Genomic DNA, 22,200 nt, shown 5'->3' with positions numbered 1-22,200 from the left:
GAGCGGAGTTAATACTTATGAAGTTTCATCTCGATACAGCAGAAATTTATGTCCCCGATAACGAGCCCGAAGAGCAGGCGCTTGCCCGAACAACGCATCTTTGCCTTGCCGCACATCAGGACGATATTGAGATCATGGCGGCGCAGCCGATCATTGAGTGCTTTCAGCAAAAGGACAAATGGTTTACCGGCGTGGTTGTAACCGACGGACGGGGTTCTCCCCGTAATAGTATTTACGAGAATTACAGCGACGACGAGATGCGGCTTGTGCGCTTTAAGGAACAGCGTAAGGCGGCGATCGTCGGTGAGTTTGCGGCGCAGATCATGTTGGATATTCCCAGCAAGGTCATAAAAGATGCTGCACGAGCTGAGCCAGTGGAAGATCTCCTTGCCATTCTACGGGCAACCAAGCCGAAAGTGGTTTACACCCATAACTTTGCGGACAAACACGATACACACGTGGGCGTCGCTTTGAGGGTGATCGAAGCGCTCAGAAGGTTGAGCCCGGCTGAACGCCCGGAGAGAGTCGTGGGTTGTGAAGTCTGGCGTGCGTTGGATTGGATGGTCGACTCGGATAAGCTCACGATGGACCTGACACGACATGAGAACCTTCAAGCGGCTTTATTGGGTGTGTTCGATTCACAGATTGTGGGCGGTAAGCGCTACGACCTGGCTTCAATGGGCCGCCGCCGTGCGAATGCGACGTATTTTGAATCACACGGCGTAGATGATGCCCAGGGAATTTCTTTTGGCGTCGATATGACTCCGTTGATGAACGATGCGAGTATGACACCTGCGGATTTTGTCGGCGGGTTTATGCAGCGATTTGTAAAGGATGTGAACGAGCGAATTCGCAGGATGAGTTAAATCCTGTTTAGTTCGGAATGGAGAAGCACGAACTATGGACGCGCAACTTCATTGAGCTGGAAATTTGTTTGAAACAAAAATACACAAGGAGAAGAAAGATGCAAAAGAAACTGTTCGTTTTGTTGTCCCTTTTGGTGTTGGCTAGCATGGTGCTGGCTGCCTGCGGCACCCCTGCCGCCACCGAAGCCCCTGCTGCTGCCACTGAAGCCGCCGCTACGGAAGCCCCTGCTGCCACCGAAGCTGCTTCTGGTGAAGCAACCACCCTCAAGATCTACCTGCTCGATTACACTCCCGATACCATTGCCTGGTTGAAGGAAGAGATCAACCCTGCTTTCGAAGCCGCACACCCTGGCGTGACCGTTGAGATCACCGAAGGCTCCTGGTCTGGCTGGGACACCACCTTCAGCGGTTTCTTTGCCGCTGGCGAAGGTCCCGACATCATCAACCTCGGTTCCGAAATGAACACCCTGTATGGCGAAAATCTTGCCAACATGGACGAATACCTCGGCGAAGGCGCATGGGATGAAATCTCCAACTTTGGTCCTGCGCTCGAAAATGCCAAGTATGAAGGCTCACTCCGTGGTCTGCCGATCTTTACCGCTCCGCGCTATGTGTTCTGCCGCACCGACTTGATGGAAACCGCTGGCTGGACCAAGGGCACCCCGCAGAACTTTGCGGATTGGAAGGAATTCGCCTCCACCGCCTCTGTGATCGACCCGGCTACCAATTCTTTGTCTCAGCAGGCGCTCGTCCCTGTAGACGCTGGCTCCATGGCTGACTGGCAATGGTGGCTGCTCGTGTATTACTCGCTCGGCGGCGAACTCTACAAAGCCGACGGCACCCCCAACTTCGACTCCCCCGAAGCTTTGGCTGCCACCCAGTTCCTGCTTGATATGCGTCAGGCGACCTACGGTGAAGCTGTGAATGCGGTGGGTGCTTTACCCGCCGGTCAGGGTTCTGTCATTGATGTAGACGATGCCACCGGCAAGAGCAATGGCGCTGTGTGTCTTGCGCACTCCGGCTGGGCTGCTCCTGCTTTCGACCGCCCGATCTGGGAAAATGTCACCATCGAACCGTTCTATGGCGATCCTGAGAACTTCCCCAACAGCAAGCCGGTTGTACTCGCGTTCAATGATTGGCTCGCCGTACCCGAATACAGCCAGAACAAGGCACTTGCTGCCGAATGGCTCAAGCTGGCTTTCAGCAAGGAAGCCAACAACAAGTGGAATGAGACCATGGGTCTGATCCCTGCCCGCAACGACTCGCAGTACGGCTACGTGACCGAATCCGCCCAACTCCAGCGCGAAGCGGAATTGGCTTCACAGTATGGTGTTGGCTTCGCCGGCATCAAGGAAGCTGCCAAGCTCTCCACCATCATGCAGGACGCGCTCGGCAAGTTGATCACCGAAGAGCTTACTGTTGAAGAAGTCAACGCGAAGATCCAGGAAGAATATCTCGCTGCGCTCGGTCAATAATTTATACTACGTAAGAAATATAAGCTCGGATGGGGATCACATCCCCATCCGAGCTCCTTATGGGAGATGCCATGCCCCAAAATCCATACCTAAATGTTCTCGTCACTGCTGCGTTTACAGTCTTTTTCATTATCGCTTGTAGTTACGGCTTGGGCTATCTTGCCAAGGCTATTGCAAGAGCGCGCGGCGCATCTCCTAAATTTCAGGAAAGTACGTTTGCGGGCTATTTTTTTGCCGCACCATGGATCGTCGGTTTTCTCATTTTTGTCGTGGTGCCCCTCGGCTTTTCCCTGTATTGGAGCTTTACTGATTACCGTATTGCCTCCGGTGAGCCGACCAAATGGCTGGGGGCGGAAAATTACCAAACCATTCTGTTTGAAGATGAAAGCTTTCGGGCCTCCATCCTCAATACACTGTATCTGACAGTGATCGGGCTGCCGTTACAGATCGGTGTGGCTCTGCTGTTGGCAGTGTTACTTAACCAAAAAATGCGCGGAGAACGCATCTTCCGCATGGCGTTTTATTTGCCGGTCATTCTTGGCTTCAATACAGCTGTTCTCTTATGTTGGCGTTTAATGTTGAATACAGGTACAGGCATTATTAATCAGCTTATTCGCATGATCTCCACAGCGTTCCCGCCGTTCAACTACATCAACCGCGGTGTGATTTATATTCAAGAAGTAACGGCTGCGTTCTTTCTTGGTTTGAATACCGGGAAATATAACCTGATGATGAAGGTCATCGAAGCGGGTTTCCCAGCTGAGAACCGGGTCCCGCTTTGGGTACAGAGTCCTCTGTGGACGAAGATGTCCGTCATTTTGCTGATGGTATGGGGTTGTGGCGCCATGATGTTGATCTTTCTCGCGGGTTTAAACAACATCCCAAAGGAATTGCACGAAGCCGCCCAGGTGGACGGAGCTACCCCCTGGCAGCGATTCTGGAAAATATCCTTTCCGCTCCTGACCCCCTATATTTTTTATAATCTTGTTGTGGGCATGATCAGCTCCCTGCAGATCTTTGAGCCTATATTTGTTCTTTATCGCGATAACCAACCCATCGTTTCATCCACGATCTCCATGGTCTATTATCTCTGGCAGAAGAGTTTCAGCCATTTTGAGATCGGATATGGCTCCGCTATTTCATGGGTGGTACTTGTCATTATTCTCATCGTTACGGTGCTCCAGTTCCACTTGCAGGACCGCTGGGTGACCTACGATATTTATTAGGATGAGTGCAATGAAAAAATATTTTCCCATTTTCAAAAGTGTTGCACTCTACGCCCTCCTGACCGGGGCGACGGTCTTAATGAGTTTTCCTCTGTTTTGGATGATCTCCTCCTCACTCAAAACCGTCGAAGAGACCAACTCGCCCGGTCTGGTGTGGATCCCCGACAGCCCGACCATCGAAGCCTATACCGCCATCTTCCAGAATCAAGATTTTTTGCGCTCATACTTCAACTCGGTCTTTTATGTCACATTGGCGCTGGTCGGGACCTTGATTTCCATTGCTGCCGTTGCGTATGCCTTCAGCCGAGTGGATTGGCCCGGAAAGAACATCGTGTTCTTTCTGATGCTATCCACCATGATGATCCCTTCGCAGGCTCTCATTGTTCCCCAGTACGTTTTCTTCAATAAACTTAATTGGATTGGGACGTTCAATCCGCTGGTCGTTCCCGGCTATTTTGCGGGCGGTGCCGCGATGATCTTTTTGCTGCGGCAGTCCATGTCTCAAATTCCAAAAGAGTTGGACGAATCTGCTTTCGTAGATGGTGCCAATCACATTCAGATCTGGTGGGAGATCATCCTCCCGTTGGTCAAAGCGCCATTGGCAACCGTTGCTACTTTTCTCTTCGTCGGTCTGTGGAACAGCCTGCTCACACCGCTTATGTATTTGCAGACCGTTGACCTTTACACATTGCCGGTCTATGTGTCCACGCTGTATAACATCAATCAAACGGTTCAGCCCTGGCCCACTATCATGACCGCCGCCGTGCTGACCACCGCTCCGCTCATCGTCGTCTTCTTCTTTGCCCAACGTTTCATTCTCGAAAGCGTTGTGGTCTCTGGCTTGAAAGGTTAATGTGGATCTCGCACATCAGATCGGTCAAAAACTTTTATTGGCGTTTCGCGGCAAAGAAAGTCTTTCCCCTGAGATCGTTCAGGCATTTCAAAGCTATCATCCCAGCGGCGTCACGCTTTTTCGCCCATTTAATATAGAGTCGCCTGCGCAGATCAAAAAACTAAATCAATCTTTGCAAGACCTCGCGCGTGAATTGGGTCTGCCGCTTTTGCTCATCGGAACCGACCAAGAAGGTGGTCAACTCATGGCGTTCGGTGATGGCACCCCCCTGCCCGGCAATATGGCGCTCGGTGCAACGCGTTCCTTCGAACTCGCAAGGAAAGCAGGCGAAGTGCTTGGACGTGAGTTGGCGGCGATCGGTGTCAATGTCAATTACGCGCCCTGTGCCGATGTTAACATCAACCCGAACAACCCCGTTGTGGGCGTGCGTTCGTTTGGCGAAGACCCAAAGCTGGTGGGTGAACTGGCGGCTGCCATGATCGAAGGGATTCAATCTCAAGGAGTGGCGGCGACGGTCAAGCATTTTCCTGGTCATGGTGACACCGCCAGCGATTCACATCATGGACTTGGAACTGTGCCGCACTCGCGTGAGCGACTCCACTCTGTGGAGTTGACTCCGTTCCGCTCTGCGCTGCAAGCAGATGCCAAACTGGTGATGACAGCCCACCTCGGCATTCTTTCCATCGACGGCGAGTCTGCGCCGCCTGCCACCCTTTCTCCCAATATCATCAACGGACTTTTGCGCCAAGACCTCGGTTATACCGGCGTGGTCATCACCGATGCGATGGATATGCATGCCATCCGTCAGGGAGAGTTACTGCGTGAAGACTCCCTGCGTGCTGCCCAAGCAGGCGCAGATATTTTGCTCATGACCACTGATCCGCAAGACCATATGCGAGCTTATGAGTCGCTTTTGCAGGGCGCACAAAATGGGGAACTTTCACAAGAGAATCTGCGAGCCTCAATAGACCGGATTATGCAACTGAAGGGTTGGCTGACTGAAAATGCCACTTCGCCAGACTTAAGCGTCATTCAATGTGCTGAACACATGGCAATAGCGAATGAGATCGCGGAGAAGTCCATTACACTGGTTCGCGATGAGAAGAAATATCTACCCATCCGGCTCGAAGCTGAAAAACGGATCGCCGTCATTATCCCTGTTCCAAAAGACTTGACCCCGGCAGATACATCCTCATATATCCAACCCAAACTTGCTGAGTCTATTCGCGCGTATCACGCACAGACGGATGAATTCAAGATGCCGTATGCGCCGAGCGAACAGGACACTTCCAAGGTATTGGAACAAGTTCGTGAGTATGATGTGCTCATAATGGGCACGATCAATGCCTATGCTGAAGAAAAGCAGGCGGAGTTCGTCCGCCAGTTGTTACAGATGCGGAAACCTGTCATCATTATTGCCATGCGCCTTCCGTATGACCTTGCGGTGTTTCCACAGTCTTCTACCTATGTGTGTACATACGGCATTTTGGAGCCGTCCATGCGGGCAGTGGCTAAAGCCGTATTCGGTCACAGCGAAATGACCGGTCGTTTGCCGGTATCCATTCCCGGCTTGGAATGAAGCGCGGAGTCTTTTCATCATGACTTTGTTCTCTGAGATCAATGAACAACCGGAGCGCATCAGAAGCTTGTTATCTTCGCAACGAAAGCATATAGAAAAAATCGCTGCAGAGATTCAGCGACACCGTGTTGATTATGTTTTCCTTGCCGCTCGTGGAACATCAGATAACGCTGGGCGCTATGCCAATTATTTGCTAGGCGCCATGAACGGGCTTCCGCTTGCGTTGGCGACACCTTCTTTGTTCACTTATTACAAAAAGCCGCCGACGTTGAAGAATGCTTTGGTGATCGGTGTTTCGCAATCAGGCAAGTCACCGGATATTGTGAGTGTGCTGGAGGAAGGGCGGCGGCAAGGCTGCATGACGCTCTCGATCACGAATGAGCCGAATTCGCCGTTGGCACAGAATTCTGATTTTGTACTGGAGCTTCAAGCCGGAGCAGAGAAAGCGGTTGCCGCTACAAAGACCTATACCACTGAGTTGATGTCCATTGCGATGCTTTCGGCAGCACTGAGTGGAAACAAAAAAATGTGGGATGACCTCGGTAAAGTCTCAGCATGGATGCGCGAAACGCTCAAACAAAATGATGTTGTCGCCCAAGCCGTACAACGTTATCGTTATATTGACCAAACCGTTGTGTTGGGGCGCGGATTCAATTATGCAACAGCGTTCGAGTGGGCACTAAAATTGAAAGAGTTGACCTATATCATCGCCGAGCCATATTCCTCTGCTGATTTTGCGCACGGTCCGATTGCCATGGTCGAGAGCGGATATCCTGTTTTGGCAGTGGCGGCGAAAGGCAAAGTCTTGGACTCGATGCTGGAGATGCTCAGGCGTCTGCGTTCTGATATTGCCGCAGAGTTGGTGGTGATCTCGAACGATAAAAAGGCGCTGTCATTGGCGCAGGTTCCACTGCAGATCCCGGCTGACACACCAGAATGGCTTTCTCCATTGGTGAGCATTTTGCCAGCACAACTGTTCGCTTATCATTTGACCCTTGCCAAGGGGTACAACACAGAGCAGCCGCGCAGCATCCGCAAGGTGACGGAGACCAAATAGAGCAGAGCAATCTGCTCTATTTTTCTTAAAAAATCAATTGCTGAATCGGAAATGGGTGGATAATCGCAAATGCAATTAGACAGCTGCTGTAAGCGGCTGTCGTTTGCGTATCCTTCAAAAATCTGGAGACCTTATGCGCGTCTGTGTTTTATCTGATGAATTTATCGAGGAATTTAATCCTGCTCCTTATTTAAAAGATTACGATTGGAAGATGGTTACCTTGACTGCGCCGGTTGAAGAGAAGATCCGTGCTCTTGCCGAGGCTGGGGAATTTGATGTCTATTTAAATATTTGCGAAGGTTACGAATTTGAAGATGAAGAAGATGAAGAGCTTGGATATGAAGCCAATGAAGTTGTAGAAGCCTTGGAAGCGCTCAATTTATCTTTTACTGGCGCAGACTCGCGCTGTTTTGACCCCACTCGTGAAGAAATGCAGGCGCTTGCTGATGCGCATGGGGTCGGTTTTGCAAAGGGTTATCGTGTGCATAGTGTGGAGGAAGCTGAACAGCTTGTTAAGAACTTGCGTTTTCCCATTATGGTGAAACACCCCCAGAGCTATGGCAGCATGGGGATGTTTAAGGATTCAAGGGCTGATACTCTCGAGCAGGTATTGACTCAGGTAAAACGAGTCTGCAATGAGTTCGGCGCGGCACGTATGGAAGAATTTATCGTCGGCAAGGAGTTCAACGTGTTGGTGGTGGATAATCCCAAAGATTTAAGTCAGCCATTTGTTTACCCGCCTGCTGAGTTGATCTTTCCGGAAGGCGAAGAATTCTGGCATACGGATATCAAATGGGATTACAACATCCCCTTTGATTTTAAGGAAGTGACCGAACCCGGTTTGCGGGCACGGCTTCAGGATGAAGGGCGACGTATGTTCGTGGCAATGGGTATCTCCGGTTATGGGCGTTGCGATATCCGCATGAACGAGCAAGGCGAGTTATTTATTCTGGAGATCAATCCAAACCCTGCCATTATGCTGCCTCCCAAAGAGTATGGTCCTGCGGACTATATGATCTTGTACGACGCAGCCGGATATAAGGGCTTTTTTGACCGCATTTTTGAGGCGGCGTTTTTGCGACAGAAAATGCGCTCTTCGTGACAACAAAAAAGCGGACGCTGCTGAAGCGTCCGCTTTTTTGTTAGTGCAAAGACTTTACGGTTGGCTGATAACCAGATTGTCGAAGTGCGCTTCGGCAACCGGTTGATCTGTTTCAAAGGAGATCGCCGAGAATGCGATCGAACCAGATAGATCGTCGCCAGGGGTGGCGCTGGCAGTGGCGATTACTTCGCCGTTCACTTCAAGGGAAAGGTTGTTGCCACTGCAGGTGACTTTCAAGTGATTGGTAGCATTAGCACCCTGATTGATCACATCCGAGAACTGCCAATCTACCAGCGCGGTCATGTTGCTGGCGGTGATATCACGAATGCTGTAATATCCATCGCCGCTGATCGCGATCATATAACCATCAACTGAGGTATCTTCACGCTCGGTCAGACGGCAAACCACACCAAAACCGGCGTTGTCGTTGGTCGGACCGACGGTCATAGTCACATCCACATCGACAACGGTGTCTGCGAATTGAGAAGTGGATTTACCCCATTGCCAGAGGTCGCCTGTGGAACGGATGACATAGGTTCCATTTTCCACGCCAGCAGTGCCGTCTTCTCCGCTGTAGGTTTCCATTTCAGCGCTTGGTGCGCTGAAGTCGTCACTATAAAGAACGTTAGACGGAACCTGAACGGCTTGGGTCGGCACTTCTTCTGTGGCGGGCGGAACAAAAGAAAAGTCTGGGGTCGGGGTTGCGTCTCCGCCAAGGGCGGGCAAACCCGTAACGGGGCAGGCACATGCCAGCAAGACAATTGCTGCAATCATTCCAATGGTAGCTTGATTTCTCTTTTTCATTTTTTCTCCTGATGGTAAACGAATGCCCGGATTATAGCTAAGCATTTGAACCTGAAAAGAACCCTTTGGTACTATAAAGAATCAAGGTATTCTACAACGGCTTTTGCATCAGCGCCGCCAGCTTCGGCGTGGACGTACAAAGGAATGCCGTGTGGACCAGGTGTATTAACCGCGTCGGGGTAAGCTTCCAGTGCGGCTTTGACCACAGCCAATTTGCCAAGCATGGCGGCGGCAAAAATATCCAGCCGGGCACCATGTTCGAGCAGAAAGTTGGCGATGGGCTTGTTGCCCATGTGGGCTGCTGCGCCGAGGGCGGTCTCGAAATCCCCGCCGCCCCAATCCCAGGTCGCATTGACGAGGGCAGGTTCCTGCTCAAGCAGTTCTTTTACGCGGGCGAAATTTCCGTGAGCAACGCCCACAAATTCTTCTACAAGTTTTAGATCTAGTGCGGGTTTGTTTTCCATGTTTTATCCTATTCGTACAAGTGTTGAAAAAATGTTCCGGTAAATTATGCAGATCTCGGTCAGGGTTATTGCCCCAGCATTCTGCTTAACTCCAGTACGTCGCCGGTGCGGGCGCGCAGGTTACGGGTGAGCATTTGGATCGTTCCCATTGCCACTTCAACATAGTCGCTCATGATCTCGTAGAATGGGGCTTGATCCAGACGCAGGAGTGAGGTCTCTTCCAGTGCACGGATGGTGGCGGTGCGCGGCGATGAATCCAGAAGCGAGAGTTCTCCGAAAACTGCCCGTGCACCAAGCTGGTTTAATACGCGGTTATCGTCAACGACTTCCACCTTTCCATCCACGATAATGTACAAACTGTCGCCAGTCTCTCCTTCGCGCACGATCACTTCACCGGGCTGCGTTACAACCTCTTGCAGCAGGTCTGCCAATTCCGCCAGGGCTTCATCGGGTGTTTCTGCGAACATACTCAACGACTTTAATATGATCACTCTTTCCACAGTGCTTAACATAGTTGTTCCCTTTCTTTTCTGACGGATCATCCGTGTTACCAATGACTCGCTTGACTCGGTCAGTGACTGCATGGTCGCATTCTCGGCTGTGATGCCCATGATGCCGGAGAATTCAATGGCGGTTGCCACCAGCCATGGGTTTTGTTGTGCCAATGGGTTTCCGAGGATATCAAGTATTCGACCCGCAGGCGGTAGGAAAATCTGTTTGAAATCGCTGCCCATTTTCTCCAACTTCGTTTTCGGCGGATACTCCTCCAGCAACGCAATGAATGGGATCTTGTGTGTCTTTTCCAGGGTCGTATCGAGGACTTCGAGGGCATACGATCTTTTATTTGAGTCGCGCCTTCGAACAGCATTCTGAGCACGTTGGACGGCATTCGTTTCATAGATCAACCCGAACAAAAGGAATAGACGCTCAACCGTTTCATCAAGATCATGACGCACGGCACGTTGAATAACATCCGTTTGCGATGATTTTTCCAGATCATGGAGTGTTGCCTGCAACCAGGCTGCGCGTCTAAACTCCGCCTTGATCTGATCATTAACCAGCGAATCAGACTCTCCCCGGGGCTTGTACCGGCAATCATGCAAAGCCAGCAGGGTTCGAGAACGGATGCTGGTGTTCGGGTGTTGGATCAGTTCTTCAAGGACATGGAGCGCCTCATCACTCTTGATATGCGAGCAAGCACGGATCAAGCGTAAGTGTACACGGCGGTGCAATCCATCATTTTTGAGCGCTTCAATTATGGAAGGCAGGGCGTCATTGCCGCTGGTGGTCAATGCATTAAATGCCAGGCTACGCGTTTGCGGCGACCCTAATGCAGGAATAACCGCATAATACAAAGCAGGGTTATGGATCTTTGCAGCAGCCCGCAAAGCTGACTTTCGAACAGATAGGTCTTCATCACGTAGAAGCGGCAGGAGAATTTCCCATAAGGCGGAGTTAGCAGCGATCGCAACCAATTCACAGGCTTCGATGCGGTCTGTGTTTTCAGATGATGAAGCCAACGTTTTAAGATATTGATAGGTGTTTGATCTTTTGCCTGTAGTAAAGATGCGTAGTGAGCCGATCATTGCACCGCGTTTTGTGGCTTCGTCCTTCTGGGAGAGCAAATTTAAGGCAGTGTTGGAGTCTGCGCCGAGCACGATCATGGTACAGGCAGCAGTTTCGCGGACGGCTGGGTTGGTTTCAGCCTTTAATTGCATTTGAATGACAGGCAGCAGTGATGTGAGATTGAGCCGTTCAATGCGTTTGATAACGTCCTCACGTACTTCGGGAAAAGCAGAGTGTACCAACTCGGTGAAGTCGTCGGGCAGTGTGTCGCTTTCGCCTTTTTCCAGCAGGTCGAGCCCATACAGAACTTCGGTAAGGTGATTGCTTTTTAATGCATTACGAACGATCTGAATACTGGCGCTGTCTGTGAGCAGGATGCCTTTATCGCCGAATCTGCGTTTGTGCAGGGCTTCGGTCAATGCCTTGGGGTAGGCACGAATCAGAGCGATGCAAATAATGATCCAGATGGCGGCAGCGACAAGGTAGATGTAACTAAGTTGGATGGCGTTGAATTTCAGGATGGTGTTGAATAACAGGAGTAATCCGCCTGCAAGCCCAATGGCAAGCGGCTGGATGATGCCCTCGGTGACGGTCTGAGCGCGGGTGCGGATTCGTTCGTGGATGGGTTGGTATAGAACGTTCGAAGCGGTTTGGTCGAGGGAGAAGCCCAAGCCTTCGTTGGTGAATTTCCCTGCAACTGCCAGCCAGAATAATAGGGAGATCATATTGGGTGCGAGCGTGCCTGTAGCAGCCATCGCCGCCATGCAGAGCATGGTCAGTACAGGAGTAGCCAGAAGACCAGCACGCAGACCAAAGCGTGAAATGATGCGTCCCGTCAGGAAAATATCGGTGATGAAGCCAAGCAGTCCAACGAGTCCGAAGAATCCGCCGATGAATCCTGCCATCGCATCTGCAGATGGGTATTGCAAGGTGGCACGGTCGTAGAAGATATTATCAAGGATGAAATACGACAAACGCCATAAGGTAATGAGCGCAAAGATAAGGGCAATATAACGCACCCGGAAGAGTTGTAAAATGGAATTTTGCTGTGTTTGCCCTTCGGCAGCCTCAGGCAGTGTTTGGGTGCCTGGGTTGGCACGGATGACCACCTGTTGTAGTAAGAATGCAATCAGTAAACATCCGGCGATGACAAGATAAAGATTTTCGGTGCCGAGCGCATTTACCAGTGGTGTGGTGAAGGGACCCATGACCACATAGGCCAGCCATGAACCGGCATTCATCAGACCAAAGATGCGTTTCCCTTGGCGTATATCGAAAATATTCCCTGCCAGTGTCCAGAACGCCGTAACAGTGATATTGACCAGCGTCTGCGACCAGATGGGTAGTGCCAACAGCAGCCACTTGGATGCCGTTACTGCCAGACCAATGCGCAAGGCAAGGCTGCCAAGTAAAACAAAAAGCACGCTCAGAATTAAAAAGCGTGCCAGAGAGGTGCGTTCAGAGATCTTTAGGAATATGGCTGTGATGGAGGAAACAATGACCGCGATGCCAAGGTAAATATATGGCATCGCGGTAGCATCCCATTCGGTGAAGAATAGCGCCAACGAAGCGGATTGAACGAAGAGCATAGCTGCACCCATGAAGAAATACTGGGTAAGCATAAGGAAGACATTTCGCTCTTCGCCGGGACGGATATTGAGAAGTGCCAGAATGCGGGATTTCATTAGGAGTAATTTTATCCTATTTGAAAGTGCAACCGAGGCGGTTTGAGGCAAAAAGTGAGATACGTCAGAGTGGACGTGTCGAAGTGCGGAACGTGTTATACATGTCTACCTTGGTGGAAACGAGGTATAGCCCGTTGATCCAGTCAACAGTATCAGGAATTGTTCAGAAGGGGGAAGGTGAAGAAGATGGCTCTGACCGCGTGTATGCGCAATTTTCTAACGATATTGAACGCGATGATGCGAGACAAAACTCCGTTCAGGCAGACGCTTTCTACCTAAGACGGATTGGGTTTTCCTTTAAATAAAGGTGGTTTTGCTCTTGACTTTTAAGACAGTTGTTGCACGCTTTGTTGGGCCGTTTTAGATTGGAAGACGCTCTATGCAAGCACAGGTTGCTGGCACAGGAGGAGCGACTCGACTTAAGAATTCTACCGTTTGAATTTCTTTAATACGCCATCCTTTTTCAACCGTAAAATGTGTTTGTAATTCATTAATTGAAATTTGGCGAGGTACGTTAGGTATTGGGAACTCGATTGCAAACTCATGCAAATAATAACAGCCATGTGGCTTCAAGATTGAGGCAACTTCATCAATTAATTGCTGGCATTGCTCGAGATTAAATAAATGATAAAAGCCAGAATCAAAAACCGCTCCAAAATTTTCTTGAAGTAAAGATGGCTTTAGGGCGTCTGCCACTTGAAAACTTAATAATTGGGCTGTCTCATTGGGAAGGGATGAAACTTTGTCTTGTGCGTTTTTGATAGCGGATTCAACAAAATCGACCCCAACAACTTGGTGCCCCAATTTTGCTAAATAAATCGCAAGGTCGCCAGAGCCGCAGCCAAGGTCTAAAATTGGATTTGCGGGAGAGTATTTTTCAATAAGAGCAGCCATTGCTGGTTGAGGTACTCCAATATCCCAGGGTGCAATATTCTGGTACACAGAATTAAAAAAAGTAAGTGGGTCAGAACCAAATCTACTCAAAATAATTTTCCTTATATGTTTTCGCGAAGCGCCCAACGGTTTGCGGCTTGCCCTGTGGGTACCTGCGCTGGGGCGGGGACGGCGAAGCCGTCTAGCCAGAAAAATGCTGAGGCGTAGAAAAATGCTTGAAAACGTCACAGAAATCCCTAGCGTCCAGTGCATGCTTTGTTGGGCATGTTTTGCAAGAACGCTTTAAAGCCCTTCTTTTTGAACTGCTTCTAAAATCCAGCTTTGGTGATACGATTCTGTATAGTAGGCAGAAATATTGTCGTTGCTTCTTTCAACATTCCTTCTCCAAGCTTCTTCCATTTCACATTCAACATAAATCATATTAATTTTGTAGCCGATAGATTTCATGGCGTCAATAATTGGAAACATTACTTCCTTTGTTGCGCCAATTATTTCTGTGACAATATTTCGTCTTTCTCTTATGGCTTGTCGAGTAATGAGATTTCCTATTAATTTGAGCGGCACTTCAAAAGTTGTTCCAAAATCATAATATTTGCCGTTGCTAAGGCTTAAGAATATTTCGGCTGCGTCAATAAGGACATAGCCTTTGGAATATTGTTGCTTACGCATTGTGGTTTTACCATTACAGACAGCGCCGCAGAGCAACACAAATTCAGGTGAACCATTTGTAGGAATTGAAGTATTGTCAAAATACTTTTTTATTTCTGCACCGAAATCAATTTTGATATTTTTTTCTTCCGACATAATTTTTCTCCATTTTTTGAGTAAGGAACTGCCCAACGGTTTGCGTTACCTGCGCTGGGGCGGGGACGGCGAAGCCGTCCAGCCAGAAAAATGCTAAGGCGTAGAAAACTGCTTGGGATTTGCGCAGAATCCCCAGCGTCAGGTAGTATCTTTAAGGGTGGACACGGCAGATCGATGTCAGGTAGGTCGTCAGGTAAGACCGTCGTGCAGCAGGATCGCCGTGTCCAGTACGTCAGGAGCCCGAACAGTTGCAAGGTCATAAAGACCGAATACTAGCGTGGGCTCCACTCCATTATACAAAGCGGAGGTCGGAATGACAACTAGTAGCGGAAAGTTCGTCGGGATCGATGTCGCCAAGGACAAGTTGGATGTTGCAGTGCTGGGGGAGAAGAAAGCTAGTCAAGTGGGGAATGATGAAGGAGGAATTGGGAAACTGATCAAGAAGTTACAAGCCTTGAACCCGGAGCTGATCGTGGTGGAAGCGACCGGCGGCTATCAGCGGGCAGTGGTGCTGGGATTGTACGAAGCCGGGCTACCTGTCGCCGTGGTGAATCCAACGCGAGTGAGACAATACGCCCGCGCCAGCGGACTCCTTGCCAAGACTGACAAGCTGGATGCGTTCAACCTGGCAGAGTTCGGGAAGCAGATGAAACCGAGGCGGTTTGAGGCGAAAAGTGAGGCGGGACGAGATATATCCGCACTTTTGGTGAGGAGACGACAGCTGGAAGAGATGCTAAAAGCAGAAAAAAGCCGCCTGCGGACAGTTCCGCCCAAGATGCGCGGCTCGGTGGAGCGGATGATCGAGACCCTAAAGGAAGAGATCAAGCGGCTGGAAAAGGACTTGGATCAGTTCATGAAAGAGAATGAAGAGTGGCAGGCACAGGAGCAGATCCTGACGAGTGCCAAGGGAGTCGGGCGGATTACCGCAACAACCTTGTTGGCTGAGCTACCAGAGCTTGGAAAGCTGGACCGCAAGAAGATCGCCGCCTTGGTGGGCTTGGCACCCATGAATGCGGACAGTGGCAAGAAACGTGGCTATCGCAAGACCAAGGGAGGGCGTGTGGAAGTGCGCAACGTACTGTATATGTCGACCCTGGTGGCGACGCGCTTCAATCCATTGATCCAGGCGCAGTATCAGGAATTGTTGAGGAGGGGGAAGGTAAAGAAGGTGGCGTTGACCGCGTGTATGCGGAAGTTCCTAACGATCTTGAATGCAATGATGCGAGACAAAGCCCCGTTCAGGCAGACGGACATCGCCTGAGGCGGACTGGGTTTTCCCTTAAAGGAGGGTTTTGCTCTTGACTTTCAAGACAGTTGCTGCACGCTTTGTTAGCCCGCTTTTTATTTTAGCAACTTTGCTTGCTTCAGAACAGAACCAATTATGCTTGCTGGCTTTGAAAGCGGAAGCAATTGCCAGATCAATCGTTTTATTTCTTTTTTGCATTTCTTTCTGCTTCTTCAAGCTTTTGAAACCCACGCGAGCCATAAGAAGTAATTGAATAGGTGGATTCAAGATTGACCAGTGTTTTGCTAAGCGGAAGATAATAAGCGAGAACAACATTCGCATTGTGTAAAGATTTATAAGTTCCGTAGGACGGGATTTGAAAGTTCATTTGACCAACAGAATAATAATACACTTTTCCCCTGCCGCTGCCGCCCGAACCGCTGTATTTCATACCAACACCTTCGATTTGGCGTACTTGACCGAAAAGCATGTCGATTAGTAGTCTTCCGCCAATTAGGTATCCCATCCACATAAGCCCTGCAGCGAAGCCAACGTTGAAAATAGCCCCCAAAATAATACTTCCAATATCATTGAATTTATGGGTAATCAGGCTGTAAATGAACGCGCCGAACATAGCGACTCCAGCTAAAAAAGGGAACGTGCCGAACAATACCCAGCCCATTAATCCGACCGCTTGGAGAAAGGTCAACCGCCCTTTGCGGTTGGCGTCTAATGCTTTTGGGACGAGAATGTTATTCATAGGTCTCCCTCGCAAATCCACGGGTTGATTGGTTGGATTTGTCAAACCATTTTATATCAAAGTCAGTTTTGATTGTTCGAAGCGGGCTAACGGTTTGCGTTACCTGCGCTGGGGCGGGGACGGCGAAGCCGTCCAACCAGAAAAATGAAAAGGCGTAGGAAACTGCTTGAGATTTGCGCAGAATCCCCAGCGTCAGGTGCACGCTTTGTTAGCCCACGTGTTTTGCAAACATACTTTGCTTATTTTAAGACACAAAATCATCAGCGGTTCCACTTACTGCTGCGCCACAGTTTGGTGGTAAATTTTTAATAACGATTTCTATAACTTCATCAATTGTACCTTCTCCAATTACTTCACGTGAAGAAGGGGCGAACACACAGTATTTGCCATTTCCCTGTGATGCGACGCTTGGACAGTCCATAGTAAATGGGTAACCAGTAGTTCGGCTAAAACAAAGAGTATTCAAACTTGTGAATGGAAATAATTGCCTTAACTCTGGTCTTTTCATCGCCGCTTTGATAAGTGGAATGGGCGAAAATTTATAGTTGCCATGAAATAAGTAAGTGAAATATCCATTTATAAACCGTGTTTTGTGGAGTAAATTCATGGAAAGAAAAGAATGCAATCCTTTGATGCTTCTAATTTTGAAAGGATTTTGGCTAATTTTCCAAGTTTCGAGAAGGCTTTTCCAATGAAGTTCCACATAATTGCCTGCTTCATGTGCTTTTCCGCCTTCAGTGGGCGAAAAGAATTTGAATAGCACAGACATTTTTTCAATTGACGATTTTTCCGCTATCCAGGCGTGAATAGCGCTAGCAATATCCGCAAGGTTGTCTGAAGAGGCATTCCCAAACATTACCCCTTCTGACCAAAAATTAGTCAGGAATAATCGTTGTCCACTACTCAACTGTGTTTGTGAAGAACGTGAGCCTTCTACAACCCTTACATATGGCATAAATTTATTTACTGGCGATTCGCCTGCAACAAGACGGCTACCAATATCAGATAAGCATTTTGAAATTGCGGCATTTATACTGCCCGCTTCTACAATGTCGGGATAGAGTGTGGCGTCAACTTCTTTTAGCACTTCAACAAACGGCATAATGATTTTATATATTCAGTGGGCTAACGGTTTGCGTTACCTGCGCTGGGGCGGGGACGGCGAAGCCGTCCAGCCAGAAAAATGATAAGGCGTAGGAAACTGCTTGAGATTGCCGCAGAATCCCCAGCGTCAGGTGCACGCTTTGTTGGGCTGTTTTTGTTTTATAAGGTTCCCTGCCTATCTAAAACTGCTCAATCAAGATTACGAATTTCTGTCATCAAGTAAATCCCCTTAATGATTTGTTTTATTCGACGCTCTGATATCGTTCCAATATATTCTCCCAATTGTGTCTTATCTACTGTGAAAATTTGGGAAACTAAAACTACGCTTTGTTTTGAAAGATTTCCTTCACCTTTTTCAAGGAGTACATTTCCAGGGGCTTCCGCCCGTTTTAGAACTGAAGATAATGCGCAAACAATCACGGTATTAATTTTGCTGGCATTGAAAACATTATTTTGAACGACAACGTGAGGATGACTATATCCTGGCTCTGAACCTTTTGGTTCATCTAATTCTATCCAGTAAATATCACCTTGATTAATTACCATTTATCCCTCACAACTTTGCGATGATGTTTACGCATTTTAGAGAGACGAACTTTATCGTTGGTATCTGGCTCATCAGAATATGCTTTATTGATTTCCTGCAACAACATCTGATTTTGACGGTTTTTGACAAATGATTCAATAGCAAGCCCAAACAACTCGCTTCTGGAAACATTTAATTCTTGCGCCAGACTTTCAGCCTGCTCGAATAAAGACTTTTGAATTGAGATAGCGGTTTTAACTGTAGTTGCCATTGGTTATACCTTTCTGTTCCTTGCAGTATAACTATGCTTTGATTGAATGTCAATCGCCAATTGTGCCAAGTACAGCCCAACGGTTTGCGTTACCTGCGCTGGGGCGGGGACGGCGAAGCCGTCCAGCCAGAAAAATGCTAAGGCGTAGAAAACTGCTTGGGATGTGCGCAGAATCCCCAGCGTCAGGTGCACGCTTTGTTAGCCTGCTTTTTGCCATTTGTTACCATTTTGAAAGAGCACGAACTATTTGCATGGTCTTTTCTAAAGAAACGCCATCTCGCATATCCAACCATTGATACGTTTTTATCTCTAAGGGAAGTGTCTCAATGTCTGCGCCAGGCAAGAGAATTGGGATCAAGCGGAAGTCTTTAGGTGATTTTTCAACGTAATCAAGTGCTACCTTTATTTCTTTTTGAACATAACCAAATTTCATCGTGTCTTTTCCGAAACAAAATAAAACACCTTTTGAGTTAGTTAAAGCAGATTTTATTTCTACTTCCCAATCCATGCCTGGTAACAACGAAGTCATATCGTAAAAGACTGAAATATTGGATTGAGTTAATGCGCTTGCGATTTTATCAACATGCTCTTTGTCTTTGCGTTGATAAGAAATAAAAATATCATATTTTCTTTCTTGGTGTTCTCTGTAGGCTTCGGCTTCTTGTGTTCTGTGCTTAAGGAATCCGATTGTAGAGTTACGAATATTTTCGTCCTTTAACCAAGATTGTCCGTATGTGGACAAAAGCAAATCTGATAATAGTCTGTCTGATAGTAATCTTGTTGCCAAGAAAGAGCGGTCTTTGTTTTCTGATTGGGAATATTGAGAGAGTTGTTCCTTGCTCCAACTTGATACTTCTTGGGCAATTTCAGGCGAAGTGATGATAATTGAAAATATGTTAAACCATTGCTGTTGGAGAATTCTTGTGACGGCGAAATATTCAATTGGTATTGACTCCATTTCGTCTGTCTCTGCCAATGAATGGTTAATCGCTCGGTCTATCAATAAATTATTTACAAACCTAATTGTTGCTCTTGGGTTTCCACCTGTCGTATTTGCAATTGTAGGCAAGATAGATGCGAACACATTGGTGTCAGCGGGGTCAAGTTGTTTCAGAAGACTATCGCAAAACTGATTTACTCTTTCATGGTGAGGTGGAATATGGAAAGGTAATTGAACTATTTTGTCGAGATAAAATTCTCCTTCAAAATTTTCGAGACCGTACTCTTTTTGATACCGATGCTGTAAATATCCTTCGATCACTGTTCGGGCTACACCTATGACAAAAACAAACCCTGCTTGAGATAAAACAAGTTTTATGCTTTCAAGAAGTTTTATTGCTAAATCTGGAAAACATCTGTCAAGGTCATCAACAAATACTACAATCTTCTTCTTGCCCCCGATATTTATTGCAGAAAGGCGTTCAAACGCTTCATAATATAGACTTCTTCCTAATAAAGGGTCATTCGACAAACTTTCTGCTCTCTCAACCATTTCTTTTGCAACAAAAGATGCTTCAATTTCTGCAAGTCCAGGAACTTTAATCGTAGACTTTGCGGAAAACCCATAAGCAACTGCTCTTAATGCATTGAGAAATTCCCGCCCTTGATTGTTTAGACTTTGTGTAAAGGTGCGATTTAGTTGAAGTTCCCTGATTATGGTTGCCAACAACGGGACAATTGGATGTTCTTCTTTTTCATATCTCCAAGCATTAAACCAGACTGTAATAACATTCTTGTCGGTGTTTAGGTAGGATTGCATTAAGTGCATAAGACTTGTTTTGCCAGTACCCCATTCTCCAAAAATACCAATAGTAAAGGGTCCTTCTGTCCCAAGTGCGGCATTGCCAAGAACACGAGCGTAGGTTTGAAAACCCAACCCATCTGTCCTAGAGTTTTTTTCTTCGTCCACAGCCAAGTCGTTTAATAATTTAAAAGATGACATGTATCTCCTGGATTTGCAGGCTAACGGTTTGCGTTACCTGCGCTGGGGCGGGGACAGCGAAGCCGTCCAGCCAGAAAAATGATAAGGCGTGTGAAAATGCTTGAGATGTGCGCAGACTCCCCAGCGTCAGGTGCACGCTTTGTTAGCCCGCCGCTCTATTCAGGCTTGACTGCCATAGATTTTACAACACTTGGCAAATGCCGCCATAGTTGAACAATTAATGTGCCAACTCCGACAAGAACTATACCAAGAATTTGTCTTGGGTTTAGAGGCTCATCTAAGAACAGCCACGCTAGTATCGCAATCTGCGGCAACATCGTACTATTTATGATGCTCGACTCAACAGCGGTAAGTGTTTTCAAGGTGCTGTTCCACAATGTAAATGCAACTGCCGTATTGACAACCGCAAGCCAGCCTATGATTAGCCACTGCATAAGGTTAAGATTACCAAAACCTTGAGTCGTTGCTCCGATAATCAATAGCAGTAAACCACCAATGCCCATACTTGTAGCCGTAACAAGAATGGGCGATAAGCCACTTTGATGATTGACTCGTCTTCCCAATATGGATGCTCCTGAATTTGCCAAAACGCCGATAAGCGCAATCGTTAAACCAAGAACTTGCCCTGTGGGTATATTCAATGGAAAAAAATAAACAATTGCACCTACTACCGATAAGATGATACCGATCCATTGAATTATTGAAGGTGATTCGTCTTTTAGAAAACCGCTCGACAATGCGACAAAAATTGGTGAAAAATTAAGCAGTAAACTCAAAGTAGCCGCAGGTAAAAAAGCAAGACTCACAAACTGCGCTCCTTGTGTCAGTGTGTAAAACACAACTCCAAGTACAGCAAGTTGTCCCCATGTGGCACGAGAAAAGGTGCGTAATGTTTTTCGGTGAGTCGGGTTGATTAGAATAAATGGAATCAAGCAAAGGAAAGCAATGAAATAACGCAAACCTGCGAAAGTAATTGCGGGTAGACTGGCTTTTAATCCAATCTTGACAAGCACCCACGATGTTGACCATAAAAAAGTTACAAACAACGCTTGCAATACGGCTTTGATGTGTAACTTTGAGGTCATCAGTTCATTATCCTATATTGGTGAATTAATTATTGATAATGCGAAGGCGGGCTAACGGTTTGCGTTACCTGCGCTGGGGCGGGGACGGCGAAGCCGTCCAGCCAGAAAAAATGCTAAGGCGTTGAAAACTGCTTGGGATGTGCGCAGAATCCCCAGCGTCAGGTGCACGCTTTGTTAGACCCCGTTTTATTTTTCAGATAACCAATTGGATAGATTATTCTTGACACGATTTAAGCGTTCGCTTGAAATTTCACCAATTGCGCCAAGAAGAATATCGCCCGACACAACCGCTAAACGTCCAACTCGAATTACGCTTGTAACTTTTAACCCGCTTTGTTTGAAATCTTTAGAACTATCTTCAATAACTTCATCAAACCCCGAAATATATTGGCGAGTTTGCGAAGAAATCATGCAAATTAACCAATCATCATACTCGCCAGGTAACTTTCCCAATAAAAGAGCAGGGCGTAATTTGCCTTCTTCAAGGTCAGTTTGAGGAAATCGAAAGACAACAACCTGCCCTGATTTTTTCATGCAAAGCTCACCCGAATATCTGAAATGCTATACAAAATGGGTTCATCTTCCATATCTCGCATTGCTGATGATAATGATAAAGAAGCCCAATCATTCTTTTCTTGTTGTTCAGCCTTCACAAGTAAATACTGAACAAAGTCGAACAATTCTTCCTGAAATGAGTACGGAAGTTTCTGCGCGTATCGTTGGATTTTCTCGTCAAGTGTCATGGCTTTTTACTCCATTATTCGTTAAAAGCGGATTGCCTGAATTTATTTTACACCAATAACAGACAGGTTTTGAAACTTAGTTTTGCAAAGAAGGGGTCTAACGGTTTGCGTTACCTGCGCTGGGGCGGGGACGGCGAAGCCGTCCAACCAGAAAAATGATAAGGCGTAA

22 protein-coding genes are annotated in these 22,200 nt (G+C 47.6%); 8 read left to right on the top strand and 14 right to left on the bottom strand.

All coding sequences use genetic code 11. The features are described 5' to 3' along the window. Positions 1–17 precede the first annotated feature (17 nt). The 7 genes from IPG80_RS19625 to IPG80_RS19595 all read left to right on the top strand — a co-directional run bounded on the left by IPG80_RS19625 (position 18) and on the right by IPG80_RS19595 (position 8,158). Entirely contained in the window at positions 18–866 is an 849-nt protein-coding gene (locus tag IPG80_RS19625) for a PIG-L family deacetylase (RefSeq protein WP_345110717.1), read from the top strand. A 98-nt stretch (positions 867–964) separates the two neighbouring features. Continuing rightward, complete coding sequence (locus IPG80_RS19620; RefSeq protein WP_345110714.1) at positions 965–2,341, top strand: extracellular solute-binding protein; 1,377 nt, start codon at positions 965–967, stop codon at positions 2,339–2,341. A 71-nt stretch (positions 2,342–2,412) separates the two neighbouring features. Next, complete coding sequence (locus IPG80_RS19615; RefSeq protein ID WP_345110711.1) at positions 2,413–3,567, top strand: sugar ABC transporter permease; 1,155 nt, start codon at positions 2,413–2,415, stop codon at positions 3,565–3,567. A gap of 10 nt (positions 3,568–3,577) precedes the next feature. After that, a complete protein-coding gene (locus IPG80_RS19610; protein WP_345110708.1) occupies positions 3,578–4,420 on the top strand; it encodes a carbohydrate ABC transporter permease in 843 nt (280 codons plus the stop codon). A gap of 1 nt (position 4,421) precedes the next feature. Further along, a complete protein-coding gene (locus tag IPG80_RS19605; RefSeq protein WP_345110706.1) occupies positions 4,422–5,999 on the top strand; it encodes a glycoside hydrolase family 3 N-terminal domain-containing protein in 1,578 nt (525 codons plus the stop codon). A 19-nt stretch (positions 6,000–6,018) separates the two neighbouring features. Further along, positions 6,019–7,056 (top strand): SIS domain-containing protein, encoded by a 1,038-nt coding sequence (locus IPG80_RS19600; protein ID WP_345110703.1) that lies wholly within the window; start codon positions 6,019–6,021, stop codon positions 7,054–7,056. A gap of 133 nt (positions 7,057–7,189) precedes the next feature. Further along, a complete protein-coding gene (locus tag IPG80_RS19595; protein ID WP_345110700.1) occupies positions 7,190–8,158 on the top strand; it encodes a hypothetical protein in 969 nt (322 codons plus the stop codon). A 54-nt stretch (positions 8,159–8,212) separates the two neighbouring features. Here the strand turns inward: IPG80_RS19595 and IPG80_RS19590 are convergent, their stop codons facing one another. From IPG80_RS19590 to IPG80_RS19570, 5 genes are all read right to left on the bottom strand, one after another. Beyond that, positions 8,213–8,962: a hypothetical protein gene (locus IPG80_RS19590; protein ID WP_345110698.1), complete on the bottom strand. Its 750-nt coding sequence runs from the start codon at positions 8,960–8,962 to the stop codon at positions 8,213–8,215. 71 nt (positions 8,963–9,033) lie between these two features. Beyond that, the gene (locus tag IPG80_RS19585; protein WP_345110696.1) at positions 9,034–9,426 is read right to left on the bottom strand and encodes an ankyrin repeat domain-containing protein; all 393 of its coding nucleotides are present in this window, start codon (positions 9,424–9,426) and stop codon (positions 9,034–9,036) included. Between the two features lie 65 nt (positions 9,427–9,491). After that, entirely contained in the window at positions 9,492–12,677 is a 3,186-nt protein-coding gene (locus IPG80_RS19580; RefSeq protein ID WP_345110693.1) for an Npt1/Npt2 family nucleotide transporter, read from the bottom strand. A gap of 360 nt (positions 12,678–13,037) precedes the next feature. Further along, the gene (locus IPG80_RS19575; RefSeq protein ID WP_345110690.1) at positions 13,038–13,661 is read right to left on the bottom strand and encodes a class I SAM-dependent methyltransferase; all 624 of its coding nucleotides are present in this window, start codon (positions 13,659–13,661) and stop codon (positions 13,038–13,040) included. A gap of 192 nt (positions 13,662–13,853) precedes the next feature. Further along, the gene (locus tag IPG80_RS19570) at positions 13,854–14,375 is read right to left on the bottom strand and encodes a zeta toxin family protein (RefSeq protein WP_345110687.1); all 522 of its coding nucleotides are present in this window, start codon (positions 14,373–14,375) and stop codon (positions 13,854–13,856) included. Between the two features lie 313 nt (positions 14,376–14,688). On the opposite strand from IPG80_RS19570, the gene IPG80_RS19565 reads away from it, so the two are divergent. Continuing rightward, complete coding sequence (locus tag IPG80_RS19565; RefSeq protein WP_345110684.1) at positions 14,689–15,636, top strand: IS110 family transposase; 948 nt, start codon at positions 14,689–14,691, stop codon at positions 15,634–15,636. 18 nt (positions 15,637–15,654) lie between these two features. Here the strand turns inward: IPG80_RS19565 and IPG80_RS19560 are convergent, their stop codons facing one another. The 9 genes from IPG80_RS19560 to IPG80_RS19520 form a co-directional block, all read right to left on the bottom strand. After that, on the bottom strand, positions 15,655–15,819 hold the full coding sequence (locus IPG80_RS19560; protein ID WP_345110681.1) for a hypothetical protein: 165 nt from the start codon (positions 15,817–15,819) through the stop codon (positions 15,655–15,657). Further along, on the bottom strand, positions 15,803–16,360 hold the full coding sequence (locus IPG80_RS19555) for a hypothetical protein (RefSeq protein WP_345110678.1): 558 nt from the start codon (positions 16,358–16,360) through the stop codon (positions 15,803–15,805). Before IPG80_RS19555 ends, IPG80_RS19560 begins: the two co-directional genes overlap by 17 nt. A 244-nt stretch (positions 16,361–16,604) precedes the next feature. After that, a complete protein-coding gene (locus tag IPG80_RS19550) occupies positions 16,605–17,462 on the bottom strand; it encodes a DUF6193 family natural product biosynthesis protein (RefSeq protein WP_345110675.1) in 858 nt (285 codons plus the stop codon). A 191-nt stretch (positions 17,463–17,653) separates the two neighbouring features. Beyond that, the gene (locus tag IPG80_RS19545) at positions 17,654–18,010 is read right to left on the bottom strand and encodes a type II toxin-antitoxin system PemK/MazF family toxin (protein WP_345110671.1); all 357 of its coding nucleotides are present in this window, start codon (positions 18,008–18,010) and stop codon (positions 17,654–17,656) included. Further along, a complete protein-coding gene (locus IPG80_RS19540; protein ID WP_345110668.1) occupies positions 18,004–18,261 on the bottom strand; it encodes a CopG family transcriptional regulator in 258 nt (85 codons plus the stop codon). The genes IPG80_RS19545 and IPG80_RS19540 overlap by 7 nt, the downstream gene beginning before the upstream one ends. Positions 18,262–18,481: 220 nt before the next feature. Continuing rightward, a complete protein-coding gene (locus IPG80_RS19535; RefSeq protein ID WP_345110666.1) occupies positions 18,482–20,203 on the bottom strand; it encodes a P-loop NTPase fold protein in 1,722 nt (573 codons plus the stop codon). A gap of 155 nt (positions 20,204–20,358) precedes the next feature. Continuing rightward, positions 20,359–21,288, bottom strand: coding sequence for a DMT family transporter (locus IPG80_RS19530; protein WP_345110662.1), 930 nt, complete (start codon positions 21,286–21,288; stop codon positions 20,359–20,361). A gap of 186 nt (positions 21,289–21,474) precedes the next feature. Further along, positions 21,475–21,822, bottom strand: a complete 348-nt coding sequence (locus tag IPG80_RS19525; protein ID WP_345110658.1) for a type II toxin-antitoxin system PemK/MazF family toxin — start codon at positions 21,820–21,822, stop codon at positions 21,475–21,477. Continuing rightward, positions 21,819–22,031, bottom strand: coding sequence for a hypothetical protein (locus tag IPG80_RS19520; RefSeq protein WP_345110656.1), 213 nt, complete (start codon positions 22,029–22,031; stop codon positions 21,819–21,821). Before IPG80_RS19520 ends, IPG80_RS19525 begins: the two co-directional genes overlap by 4 nt. Positions 22,032–22,200: the final 169 nt, after the last annotated feature.

The organism is Candidatus Villigracilis vicinus, assembly GCF_016702885.1.
Taxonomy (GTDB): Bacteria; Chloroflexota; Anaerolineae; order Anaerolineales; family Villigracilaceae; genus Villigracilis; species Villigracilis vicinus.
This window is presented reverse-complemented; position numbering and strand designations above follow the sequence as displayed.

Bases quoted from the DNA above. Each gene is read 5' to 3' on its own strand.
- IPG80_RS19550 (WP_345110675.1), bottom strand. From the start codon at position 17,462: ATGCCGTTTGTTGAAGTGCTAAAAGAAGTTGACGCCACACTCTATCCC.
- IPG80_RS19535 (WP_345110666.1), bottom strand. From the start codon at position 20,203: ATGTCATCTTTTAAATTATTAAACGACTTGGCTGTGGACGAAGAAAAA.
- IPG80_RS19595 (WP_345110700.1), top strand. From the start codon at position 7,190: ATGCGCGTCTGTGTTTTATCTGATGAATTTATCGAGGAATTTAATCCT.
- IPG80_RS19530 (WP_345110662.1), bottom strand. From the start codon at position 21,288: ATGACCTCAAAGTTACACATCAAAGCCGTATTGCAAGCGTTGTTTGTA.
- IPG80_RS19625 (WP_345110717.1), top strand. From the start codon at position 18: ATGAAGTTTCATCTCGATACAGCAGAAATTTATGTCCCCGATAACGAG.
- IPG80_RS19600 (WP_345110703.1), top strand. From the start codon at position 6,019: ATGACTTTGTTCTCTGAGATCAATGAACAACCGGAGCGCATCAGAAGC.
- IPG80_RS19565 (WP_345110684.1), top strand. From the start codon at position 14,689: ATGACAACTAGTAGCGGAAAGTTCGTCGGGATCGATGTCGCCAAGGAC.
- IPG80_RS19585 (WP_345110696.1), bottom strand. From the start codon at position 9,426: ATGGAAAACAAACCCGCACTAGATCTAAAACTTGTAGAAGAATTTGTG.
- IPG80_RS19555 (WP_345110678.1), bottom strand. From the start codon at position 16,360: ATGAATAACATTCTCGTCCCAAAAGCATTAGACGCCAACCGCAAAGGG.
- IPG80_RS19545 (WP_345110671.1), bottom strand. From the start codon at position 18,010: ATGGTAATTAATCAAGGTGATATTTACTGGATAGAATTAGATGAACCA.
- IPG80_RS19615 (WP_345110711.1), top strand. From the start codon at position 2,413: ATGCCCCAAAATCCATACCTAAATGTTCTCGTCACTGCTGCGTTTACA.
- IPG80_RS19620 (WP_345110714.1), top strand. From the start codon at position 965: ATGCAAAAGAAACTGTTCGTTTTGTTGTCCCTTTTGGTGTTGGCTAGC.
- IPG80_RS19610 (WP_345110708.1), top strand. From the start codon at position 3,578: ATGAAAAAATATTTTCCCATTTTCAAAAGTGTTGCACTCTACGCCCTC.
- IPG80_RS19560 (WP_345110681.1), bottom strand. From the start codon at position 15,819: ATGCAAAAAAGAAATAAAACGATTGATCTGGCAATTGCTTCCGCTTTC.
- IPG80_RS19590 (WP_345110698.1), bottom strand. From the start codon at position 8,962: ATGAAAAAGAGAAATCAAGCTACCATTGGAATGATTGCAGCAATTGTC.
- IPG80_RS19540 (WP_345110668.1), bottom strand. From the start codon at position 18,261: ATGGCAACTACAGTTAAAACCGCTATCTCAATTCAAAAGTCTTTATTC.
- IPG80_RS19580 (WP_345110693.1), bottom strand. From the start codon at position 12,677: ATGAAATCCCGCATTCTGGCACTTCTCAATATCCGTCCCGGCGAAGAG.
- IPG80_RS19525 (WP_345110658.1), bottom strand. From the start codon at position 21,822: ATGAAAAAATCAGGGCAGGTTGTTGTCTTTCGATTTCCTCAAACTGAC.
- IPG80_RS19570 (WP_345110687.1), bottom strand. From the start codon at position 14,375: ATGTCGGAAGAAAAAAATATCAAAATTGATTTCGGTGCAGAAATAAAA.
- IPG80_RS19520 (WP_345110656.1), bottom strand. From the start codon at position 22,031: ATGACACTTGACGAGAAAATCCAACGATACGCGCAGAAACTTCCGTAC.